The sequence below is a fragment of the Flavobacterium sp. MMLR14_040 genome (assembly GCF_033657265.1).
GTDB lineage: Bacteria > Bacteroidota > Bacteroidia > Flavobacteriales > Flavobacteriaceae > Flavobacterium.
This window is the reverse complement of record NZ_JAWVWO010000010.1, coordinates 210,573-222,316: the sequence shown is the minus strand read 5'-3', so window position 1 is coordinate 222,316 and position 11,744 is coordinate 210,573. Positions and strand designations below refer to the sequence as shown.

General features: G+C 33.7%; 7 protein-coding genes. 3 read left to right on the top strand and 4 right to left on the bottom strand.

Translation table 11 applies throughout. The features are described from left to right. The 3 genes from SD960_RS15090 to SD960_RS15080 all read left to right on the top strand — a co-directional run. A partial coding sequence (locus SD960_RS15090; RefSeq protein WP_318804417.1) for a T9SS sorting signal type C domain-containing protein occupies nt 1-244 on the top strand: 244 nt, incomplete at its 5' end. 183 nt (nt 245-427) lie between these two features. Beyond that, the gene (locus SD960_RS15085) at nt 428-4,279 is read left to right on the top strand and encodes a T9SS sorting signal type C domain-containing protein (protein ID WP_318804415.1); all 3,852 of its coding nucleotides are present in this window, start codon (nt 428-430) and stop codon (nt 4,277-4,279) included. 474 nt (nt 4,280-4,753) lie between these two features. Continuing rightward, entirely contained in the window at nt 4,754-7,603 is a 2,850-nt protein-coding gene (locus SD960_RS15080) for a T9SS sorting signal type C domain-containing protein (protein WP_318804413.1), read from the top strand. A 62-nt stretch (nt 7,604-7,665) separates the two neighbouring features. On the opposite strand, the gene SD960_RS15075 is transcribed toward SD960_RS15080, so the two are convergent. From SD960_RS15075 to SD960_RS15060, 4 genes are all read right to left on the bottom strand, one after another. Continuing rightward, nucleotides 7,666-8,532, bottom strand: coding sequence for a cupin-like domain-containing protein (locus SD960_RS15075; protein WP_318804412.1), 867 nt, complete (start codon nt 8,530-8,532; stop codon nt 7,666-7,668). 81 nt (nt 8,533-8,613) lie between these two features. Beyond that, complete coding sequence (gene bioB, locus SD960_RS15070) at nt 8,614-9,702, bottom strand: biotin synthase BioB (protein WP_115847763.1); 1,089 nt, start codon at nt 9,700-9,702, stop codon at nt 8,614-8,616. 174 nt (nt 9,703-9,876) lie between these two features. Next, nucleotides 9,877-10,314 carry a hypothetical protein gene (locus SD960_RS15065; RefSeq protein ID WP_318804411.1) on the bottom strand — a complete coding sequence of 146 codons (438 nt, stop codon included), beginning with the start codon at nt 10,312-10,314 and terminating at the stop codon, nt 9,877-9,879. Nucleotides 10,315-10,734: 420 nt separating this feature from the next. Next, complete coding sequence (locus tag SD960_RS15060; protein WP_318804410.1) at nt 10,735-11,664, bottom strand: bifunctional riboflavin kinase/FAD synthetase; 930 nt, start codon at nt 11,662-11,664, stop codon at nt 10,735-10,737. Nucleotides 11,665-11,744 lie beyond the last annotated feature (80 nt).

Below are 11,744 nucleotides of genomic sequence, written 5' to 3'. Positions count from 1 at the left end.
TGAAAATGTTGAAAACGGGCTTCTGGTTTCTGTAAAAGATAAAACCATCAAGGTAACTTCTTCGGCAGAAAACATAAAAGAGGTAACGGTTTTTGATATTTCAGGAAAACTACTTTACAATAAAAAGAAAGCAGGCACAACAGAGCTTCAAATACAAAACCTGCAATCATCCAATCAGGTATTGCTTGTAAAAGTTACTCTAGATAATGACTTTACAGCAACTAAGAAGATCATTTTTAATTAAAATATAAATTAGTTTATTTCAAAAAGACGCACAAAATAGTGCGTCTTTTTGTTTTTTGGTATCAAACTTACCACAAAAAATCACCTGAAAAATCACGGTAAGTGGGTATTGCAGGGTTTCAAAACGAATCATAATTTTAGTCCGATTCTTACAAATTAATTACTGACTAAATTTATTTACATTTTGATAAAAAAAATACTTTTTTCCCTGATCCTCTTTTTACCTTTTATTAGTCTGGAACTTTTAGCTCAGCAAGGCAAAGTAGATACTTATTTTAATACCATCGATGATGGACTAAACGGAGATGGTTTTGATAATACAGTTCGAACATTATCAATACAATCTAATCAATACCTAATTGTTGGCGGAGACTATCTGAATATTAACGGAATCTCTTCTCCTTATTTTGCCCGCTTAAATCCAGATGGTATAATTGATGAAAATTTTCGTGTTGGCACGGGGTTCAACGGTAAAGTTTATACTTCACACATTCAAAGAGACGGAAAGATAGTTGTTGGCGGAAGCTTTACATCTTATAATGGAAATAACTCGGGAAGACTTGTGAGATTAAATTCAGATGGTTCTTATGATGCTTCATTTAATACCATGATTGGAGCAACAACCGGAATTATCTATGATATTTGCGAACAGGCTGATGGAAAAATTATCATTGTGGGCAGTTTTACAAAATACAATGGTATCACAGTAAATAGAATTGCACGTATTTTACCCAATGGTGCGCTCGATACCACTTTTAATACAGGAACCGGCACAACATCAAACATTACAAACGTCGAAGTTTTATTTGATGGAAAAATACTCTTGTCGGGCAATTTTACAGCATTCAATGGACTCTCTTCTAATAAGGTAGTAAAACTATTTCCGGAAGGAAGAGTTGATGAAAGTTTTAATATCGGAACAGGGTTTAACGATGATGTAAATGCGATGTCTATACAATCGGATGGAAAAGTGCTATTAGGCGGAAAATTTACCAGTTATAATGAAATCCTGGCAAATAGAATTATTCGAATAAATGAAGATGGAAGCTTAGATTCAACTTTTTTATCAGGATCGGGATTTAATGGAGGCGCAGTACAGGTTATAAAAACAGATACTACTGGTAATATAATGATTGGAGGATCTTTTACCGGTTTCTATAATGGAACAGACGTCAATCGGGTTTGTATTTTAAATAGCGACGGAACTCTTAGAACTGATGTGGATTTTGGTTCAGGACCTGCAACAGCATCAGTTCTAGCATTAGAAAATGATGCAGAAGGATCTTGGTATGTGGGTGGTTCATTTTCTGTTTTCGACGGATTAAATCAAGGTCGATTGGCAAAAATTAATCCGGGAGGAGAATATGATACAGCCTATCTATCGGCAGGAATTGGTCTTGATAATTCTGTTTATAAAGTGATTCCACTGGAAAATAAACAAACAATGGTATTTGGAAATTTTAAAAAGTTTAATGGCGAACAGGCTTCAAGAATTGTTCGGCTTTCAGAAGATGGAACTTATGATGAAAGTTTTAATTTGATGCAATCAGGTGCTAATAATTTAATTAAAACAGCCGTTTTGCAACCTGATGGAAAAATTATTCTTAGCGGAAATTTCACAAAATATAACGAGACAGCTAGTAATCGGATAATTAGAATTTTGCCTGACGGATCAGTTGATCAATCATTTAATATCGGTTCCGGTTTTAATAGTCAGGTTTATGCTTTGGCAACTCAGTCTGATGGGAAAATAATTGCGGCGGGGAGTTTTACAAATTACAATGGTGCTGCCAATCCCGCAACTCGAATAGTAAGATTATTGCCTGATGGAACTCGGGATCTAAGTTTTAATGTTGGTCATGGTGCTGATGGTATTATTGAAGTTATTTTGATTCAGCCAGATGGAAAAATATTGCTTGGTGGAAGGTTTAATAATTTTAATGGAAATTCTCTTTCAAGACTGGTGAGGTTAAATCTGGATGGGAGTATTGATTCCAGTTTCAATGTTGGTGCAGGTTTTGACAACTACATTTACGCAATGGCATTGCAGTCTGACGGAAAAATTATTGTTGGAGGAAGTTTTTTATTTTACAATGGTATTTCCCAAAAGCGAATACTTAGGTTAAATACCAATGGAAGTTTAGATACTAGCTTTGATTCTGGCACAGGTTTTAGTAAAGGAGATGTTCGAAGTATTTTAGTACAGCCAGATGATCGTATTGTGGTGGGTGGAACTTTTTCGGGAACTTATAAAAATGCCATTTCGTTACGATTGATAAGGCTTTTAAAAACAGGAGATTATGATGTTTCTTTTGATGCCCGTTTAAATAGTAAATTATACACGATGGCCCTCACATCAGATTTTAAATTAATGATTGGGGGAGATTTCAATTCTGTATCAGGAATATCCAAACACAGAATTGCACGTTTGAACCTTTGTTTAGATTCATCAATTTGGAATGGCCACAGCTGGTCAAATGGTTTACCGTCGGGCGGAAAGCAAATCTATTTTCAAGATGATTATCCCGCCTTAACTTCTTCAAATATTTGCAGCTGTTATATTAAAGAAGGCAAAATGGTAACACTTTTAAGCGGAAACACTTTAGCAATCGAGTTCGACTATTCAGGTTTGGGTACTTTAGTTTTAGAAAATACAGCAAGTTTATATCAACGGGACAATGATATTGTAAATACTGGTATTGCTAATGTCAAAAGAGAATCTTCACCAATATTAAAATTCGATTATACTTATTGGTCTTCGCCTGTTTATAATGAAAAACTAATTAATGTTTCGCCAGATACATTGCTGGATAAGTTTTTTTCTTATGATGCGGTTCTGGATAAGTGGAAGATAGAAAATGCATCAAATATTATGATTCCCGGCAAAGGATATAGTATTCGTGGTCCGCAGCATTTTTCTACCACAAAACCTTCAAAATTTGAAGCTACATTTAAAGGTGTTCCGGCTAATGGAAAAGTAGAGGTGAGTTTGAAAAAACAAAACAGCTTTAATTTAATTGGTAATCCATATCCATCTGCAATAAGTGCCGATGCTTTTTTGACTAATAATGCGTCAAATATTTCAGGAACTCTTTATTTCTGGACACATAATACACCAATAATTAATAATAAATACACATCTGATGATTATGCTGCTTACAATTTGCTGGGAGGTATTGGTACACGTGGAGCAGTTTCATTAGGTATAAATGAAAATATTCCCGATGGAACTATTGCCTCAGGACAAGCATTTTTTGTAATCAGTAAAAATTCTGAAATTGCTGAATTCAATAATAGCATGCGCATTGCTGGTCGAAATTCGGCTTTTTTTAAGCAAGCCAAAACAAAAGAAAATTTTGTCGAAAAACATAGAATTTGGTTGAATCTTAAAAATAATGAAGGCGTTTTTAAACAAATTTTGTTGGGATATATCAATGGGGCAACCAATTTGTACGATGAAAGTTATGACGCAGAATCCTTTAATGGAAATCAATTTGTAGATTTTTATAGTGTTGTTGAAAATAAAAAATTAGTAATTCAGGGGAGAGGTTTGCCTTTCGTAGATAATGATTCTATTTTGTTAGGCTATTCAAGCACTATAGAGGGCGAATTGAGTATTAGTATTGACCATGATGATGGACTGTTTAGTGATCTAAATGTTTTTATTGAAGATAAGGACTTGAAAATTAAACATGATCTGAAAGAATCTCCCTATTCATTTTCTACAAAAAAGGGAAGTTTTAATGAACGTTTTGAGTTGAATTTCAGTAGTAAAGATTTAAAAACAGATAATCCGGAGAGAGAAATCAATCAACTATCAGTTTTTGTAAACAACAATAATATAATTGTCGACGCAAACAAAAATGATATTAAGGATATTACAATTTTTGACATTTCGGGTAAACAAATCTACAGAAAAACTAAGATAGAAAACTCCAGATTTACTATTGAAAATTTATCCACCAAAAATCAAATTTTACTACTAAAAATATCGTTGAAAAACGGATGTCATTCAACCCGTAAATTTTTATTTTAATAGGTTTTCACCTTCCATTCTGAGTGGTCATTTTGTGTTTAAAGAGGGACTATTTTTTAAATAAAAATTCGACGCAATATTGTTTTCCAGACGTTTTTTTTGGGGTTAAATTTATTTTTAACATAATTTTTTTTCAAATTATTATAATTTTTGAAAAATAATGAAAAATGCATATTTATAAAATCAGATGATTTGCATTTTTCATATGATGAATTACTTAAAAAAAATATATTTATGAGAAATAACTTAGAATAGCAAAACCGAGTTTAATTGACTGAAATTCAGGGTATTAATTTAATCTTAATGAATAGAAAATTGTAAATTGTTTAGGGTGTTTTGAGGAAAAAACAGGTGATAAAAAAGACCTTAAAATTTCCTCAGGGATGGACTAAAAAAAAGCAAAATTCTTAAGAGCTTTTTTTGGAAAATAATTTACTAAAAAAGATCTATTGTTAAATTTAAATACCACGTGAGATGAACCGAAAATTACTTTTTATTTTTTCAATGTTATTTTGTTTTGGATTTTCAAATGGAGCTACCATAACAAGTACGGGAACGGGAAATTGGACTGCTACAACATCATGGATTGGCGGAATAGTACCTACTATTAATGATGATGTTATTATTGCTTCCGGATCAACCATAACACTTAGTACAAATGTTTCAATAAAATCGTTAACGATAAACGGAACATTATTGGCTTCCGGAGATCCAATAGTATCAACTTCTGCAGGAAATATTCTGGTTGTTACTATTAATGGAGTACTGGATTTTAATACAAATCAGAGTTCTATTCGTTTTCCTGCCGGGACAATCGTAGATATCAATCCGCCAGGAAGAATTGATGACACAGGTGGAGGATGTTCAAATCAGGTTGCATTATATATCGGTACGGTAAAATTTGCAGTCTGTGTAGGAAGTGGCAATGCTGAATATACTTTTGAGCAGCTTAATAATTTAGGAGGAACTTTGCAATCAAAGCCTGCAAGTAATGCGCCAGTTTGTGAAGGGAGTACTCTTAATTTTACAGCAGCAAAAGATGGAGCAGATGGAGCTACATTGAACTGGCATTGGTCGATAAAACTTCCCGGTGCGGCATCATTTGTAAACTATCCTGATAAACAATCAGTTGTATCTTTTACAAATGCTATATCAGGTTCTTATGAAGCCAATCTTACCTATACTACTACTTATGGAGGATCTGTTTACACCAGTTCTAAAACTATTTTTGCAACGGTTAATGCCAGACCTGCTGTTCCCACAATATCCGCAAGCGGGGCTACAACATTTTGTAATGGCGGAAATGTTACCTTGACTTCCATTACAGGAGCAAGTTATTTATGGTCAACGGGTGCAACTACAAAAAGTATAGTGGTCACAACATCTGGAAATTATTCTGTTCAGGTAACAAATGCCGCAGGATGTCAAAGTCTTTCCTCTTCAGTCACTACTGTTACCGTTAACTCTACATTACCCACACCCAATATTGTTGCTATTACACAACCAACTTGTGTTATCCCAACAGGAAGTGTAGAACTTAACGGATTTGCGCCTGCAACAAATGGACAAATTAACCAAAGCGGCTCATCAACACAAGCTTATTCAGTTTCGAGCTCTAATTATACCATTGCTAATTTAGCTCCCGGCACATACACTTTTACCGCACAGGATGGTGTAAATTGCACTTCATTACCAACAGTTAGTATTGTAATAAAAGCGCCGGATATTAATACATGGAATGGAACAGGATGGTCAAAAGGAAGTGCACCAATATCTTCTGATATCATTGAATTTGCCGAAAACTATCAGTCAACAGCAGATTTAAGCGGTTGCTCTTGTAGAGTAAAAGCGGGAAAAGAAGTGACAATAAACAGTGCACATACATTATTTATTGACAATGCGCTTACGGTAGAATCTGGAACAGGAGCAAAATTAATATTCGAGAATAATGCAAGTTTAATACAGCGTAACAATGTAATTAATACGGGAAATATTATCTACAAACGAATAGCCCCGCAAATTCGCCAAGCCGATTTTGTGTATTGGTCAACTCCCGTAAACCCTCAAAAACTAGTTGATGTTTCGCCATTAACTCTGGGAGATAAATATTTTAGATATAGCGGAACTAATTGGATAATCACAAACAAAAGTACGACTATGGTTGTTGGAGAAGGCTATATAATTCGGGGTCCGCAAAATTATTCTAATACCACCAGGGCCGATTACATTGCTTCTTTTATTGGAGTTCCTAATAATGGAAATGTAACCAGTACGACATTAGATAGCGGAAAATTTTATTTGCTGGGAAACCCTTATCCTTCAGCAATAGATGCCGATCAATTTATTTTGGATAATCCTATTTTAACCGGAACCTTATATTTCTGGACACACAACACACCTGTAGTATTTGGAACTTCTTATAAATACAATGCAGATGATTACGCAAGTTATAATTTGACTGGGGGCGTTGCAGCCAAAACAGCAACCGCAGCATCGGGAAATAATAGTGAAATACCAGCTGGTAAAATAGCAGCCGGACAAGGTTTTTTTACTGAAACAAGCTCATCTGGCACAGTAACTTTTACAAATATGATGCGTTTTGGCTCAAACAGCCAGTTTTTTAAACCAGCTAAAACTTCAAAAACTGCACTTGAAAAAAATCGGTTATGGCTTAATATGACTAATGAAGGTGGTGCTTTTAAACAAATTTTGATTGGTTATATTGAAGGAGCCACAAATGATTATGAAACCAGATATGACGGTCAAACAATTGATGGTAATCCATATTTGGATTTTTATAGTGTAAATAATGGCCACAAACTTGTAATTCAGGGACGCGCCGTACCTTTTTCTGATACTGATATAGTACCGCTGGGATATAGAAGTACAATTGCCGGCAATTTTACTATTTCTATAGATCAGGTTGATGGTAATTTGGTTAATCAGGCTATTTATTTGGAAGACAAAACAGCCAATTCAATTCATGATTTAAGAACCGGCAATTATACGTTTACAACTTCAACAGGTACTTTTGATGGTCGTTTTGTATTGCGTTATAATAATAAAACATTGAAAAACTTTGCTATTGAAGATATAGAACAGAAAATTTTGGTTTCAGCAAAAGAGAAAATCATCAAAGTAACATCAACTAAAGAAAATATTACAGAGGTTTTTATTTTTGATGTTACCGGAAAATTGATTTATAATAAAAAGAAAATAGATAGTACAGAATTGCAGATATCCAATTTACAATCTAATCAGGTTTTGTTGGTGAAAACAATTTTGGATAATGGAAATGTAACGACTACAAAAATGGTATTCTGATGGTGGTTTTATAAAAAAAGCCGTTGTAAACCTTTAAGTTCACAACGGCTTTTTTATGCATATCAGGCAGACTTTGCCAAATTTTCATTTGTGTTCTGAATTGCTTTTTCGTTTTTATAGTCAATCCATTTTTGACCTTTAAATTTTCGCATCAAAACATCAAAATGCCGCATAATAAATACATTATAAGCTGCCTTTGATAAATTAGCAATATTTTTTGGGAAAGCACGCAGACTCATAGAAAAACCGGGAGTTAAATATTTCATATAATGCCAATATCCTTCTGGCATGTACAATACTTCGCCATGTTTAAGATTGGTAATGTAACCTTCAGCATTTTTAAGAGCCGGCCATTTTTCATAATCAGGATCATCAAAATCAATGTCTTCTCTCGAAATTAGAGCGTGCGGAACTTTGTACATATATTTGGACTGATCCGGGGCAAAAAGCATACATTGTTTTTCTCCATGAAAATGAAAATGCAAAATATTAGAATAATCAATATCATAATGCATAAAAACTTTTGAATTTTCTCCTCCAAAAAATAACATAGGCATTTGCTTCACTAATTTTAAGCCAATATCAGGCCATAAAAAGTCGTCTTTTAATGTTGGTATTTCTTTCATTAAATTATAAAGGAAAATGCGGTAGTTTGTTGGCTTGGATTCTAAAAGATCAATGTAGTCGCTCATCTTCATTTTAGTATGCGCTTCATTAAAGCCATCTTCGTGGTTTACAGGTCGGTTATCGTATAAAGGAACGATAGTTTCGCCTGCGATTTCTTTCATATATGATAATTTCCATTTAGAATAAGCCGGCCAGTCTTCAGTCAGCTCTTCGATCACAACGGGAATTTGGTTTTTTACGTATTGGGAAATAAAATCAGATTTTGAGATTTTTTTTACCCTTTCGATTTGTTTTAAATTCATCTCTGTTAAATAAAAAAATTGCTTATAACACTTGTTATAAGCAATTTAAAAATATTTTTTGAGATTTATTAACTCAATAACTTAAATTTTTGCTTTGATCGAAGCCTCAAGGTTTCTTTCAATTGTATGTCCCGGTCTTGACCATTTTGGTTTTTCGCCTAAAGGAGCAAATTGAGAATCTTCTGCTTCAACTGTTTTTGGCTGCGAAACTTTTGTAAATGGCTTTTGCGGAATTAATCCTAACATTTCAAACATTTTCATGTCTTCGTGTACATCCGGATTTGGTGTTGTAAGTAATTTGTCCCCTGCAAAGATAGAATTAGCACCTGCAAAAAAGCACATTGCTTGTCCTTCGCGGCTCATATTTGTTCTTCCTGCAGATAAACGAACTTGTGTATCCGGCATTACAATTCTTGTAGTAGCCACCATACGAATCATTTCCCAGATTTCAACTGGCTTTTCTTCTTCCATCGGAGTTCCTTCAACAGCAACCAAAGCATTAATTGGCACAGATTCTGGTTGTGGATTTAAAGTCGAAAGCGCTACAAGCATTCCTGCTCTGTCTTCGATACTTTCTCCCATTCCAATAATTCCACCACTACAAACCGTCACATTCGTTTTACGAACATTTTCGATAGTTTGCAAACGGTCTTCAAAACCACGCGTTGAAATTACATCTTTATAATATTCTTCAGAAGTATCTAAGTTGTGGTTGTAAGCATATAAACCTGCTTCTGCCAAACGTTGCGCCTGATTTTCAGTAATCATACCCAAAGTACAACAAACCTCCATATCTAGTTTGTTGATGGTACGAACCATTTCAAGAACCTGATCAAATTCTTCACCATCTTTTACATTTCTCCAGGCAGCTCCCATACAAACGCGGGAAGATCCGCTTGATTTTGCACGCAAAGCCTGAGCTTTTACCTGACTTACACTCATTAAGTCGTTTCCTTCCACACCTGTGTTGTAGCGTGCAGCTTGTGGGCAATAACCACAATCCTCAGGACAGCCTCCGGTTTTAATAGATAGTAATGTAGATACCTGAACTACGTTCGGATCATGTTTTTGTCTGTGAATTGTTGCTGCTTCATACAGCAAGTCCATCATTGGTTTATTATATATGGCGATTATCTCGTCTTTTGTCCAGTTGTGTTTTGTAATACTCATTAGGTACATTGTTTTTGAAGCTTCAAAAGTAACGAAATTGTTCTAATCAACCAATGCCGAATTCTGTAAATGAACAATTGACAGTTATTTTCAAAAAAGAAACACTCTAAAATCATATAATTATATCTTTTTATGATTTTAGAGTGTTTAAATTATATATTTTATTCTAAAAAATTAATCGGCTGCATATTTATTGTTCCAATACAACATCATCATTAAAGTTACAATAACAGAAGAGGCAAGTCCTTCAAATAATAAACAAATACAATAAGTTGGTACAGATGGATTTCCTCCAAACATAAATGCTTCAGACAATGTTTTTACATAGGCATCACCACCTCGTGCATAACTGTAAACTAACAAGCCAAAAACACTCATAGATACACCAACTACAGATGTTGTGATGGCAGAAACTGCGTTTGACACAAAATCACTTTCTCCTTCATTAAGATTCATTTGCATTGTCCTGTTTACACCATAAAATATAAACAGTACGTTTAAGGTTCGTAAATAAAACAAATCAGCTAATCCTAATACATTCATCAATAAAAAATAAATGCCAATTCCCAGGAAAATTAAAAAACCGTTGCGTATTTCTTTAGGTAATTTCATAGTGGTTATTTTTAAAGAGGTTAATAGTAAATTGTTGACAAACAGAGTTGTATATCAAATTTACTAAAAAAAGAAGTACAAAGTTTTTTTAATGGCACAAACTATAGACAGCATAAATACATTATGTCTAAATGTAGTCTCTACAGGACATTTTTGAGGATTGTGTTCGTTTTTTACCAATATGTAACTCCTAACGGAATATTTCGCAGAATGTTCAAACGTTAAAAATATCTTGTAGAGATTGATAGAAAATATAGTTAGATCTCGGATTTGTCTCGGCATGCAAAATCTTAAAATATCTCGGAGAGATTATCTATTTGTAGAAAAAAAACATTACATAATGCAATTTTGTCCCGTAGGGACTACACATATTATAATTGGCAGAAAAATATTTATAAAAAATGAATGGAAAAATAACTTCTAAAGTTGTCCCACAAAGTCTAAGGCAGTCTTTTTATCCTGATTTAATTGTTCTTTAAGTAAATCGACAGAGCCGAATTTTTGCTCTTCACGAATATATTCCAATAAAGAAATTTCTAATTTCTGACCATAAATATCAGCATCAAAATCAAAAAGATTGACCTCGATAGTTTGCTTTTGTCCATTTACAGTTGGATTAAAGCCAATATTCATCATTCCGAAAATGGCTGCGTTATCAATAAAGGTTTTCACGATATAAACGCCGTTTTTAGGGATCTTTTTATAATCTTCTTCAATTTGGATATTGGCCGTTGGAAAACCAATTGTTCTTCCTAATTGTTTTCCTTTCACAACTTCGCCGCTTAAAAAATAAGCATAACCCAAATAATCATTGGCCAAAGTTATATTTCCTTCATCCAAAGCTTTTCTGATTTTGGTAGAACTTACCGAAACATCCTGAATTTCCTGTGCCGAAATTTGCTCAACTTCAAAACCATATTCAGTACCAAAAGCAATTAAATCATCAATATTAGCCGTTCTGTTTCTTCCAAAACGGTGATCATGTCCAATAATTATCTTTTGAATATGAAACTGATCAACTAAGATAGAATGAACAAATTCTTCGGCTGTTAATCTCGAAAAACTTTCGTTAAACGGATGAATAACAAGGTTTTCGATTCCGGTTTCTTCGAGTAGTTTCGATTTTTCGGCAATCGTATTTAAAAGTTTTATTTCTGATTTTTCCTGTAACACCATTCGCGGATGCGGAAAAAAAGTAAGCACTAAACTTTCGTATTTTCCGTTTTCAGTATTTTGGGTAATTCGTTCTAAAATTTTTTTATGACCAATATGTACGCCATCAAAGGTACCAAGAGTTAGAATAGTTTTCTTGGTTGATTGAAAATCGTTTATAGAATGAAAGAGCTTCAAAGCAAATTGTTTAGGATGGTGCAAATTTATGCTATCTATTTTAAATTTGACACTAACATTAATTGATTTTTTAAGATAAT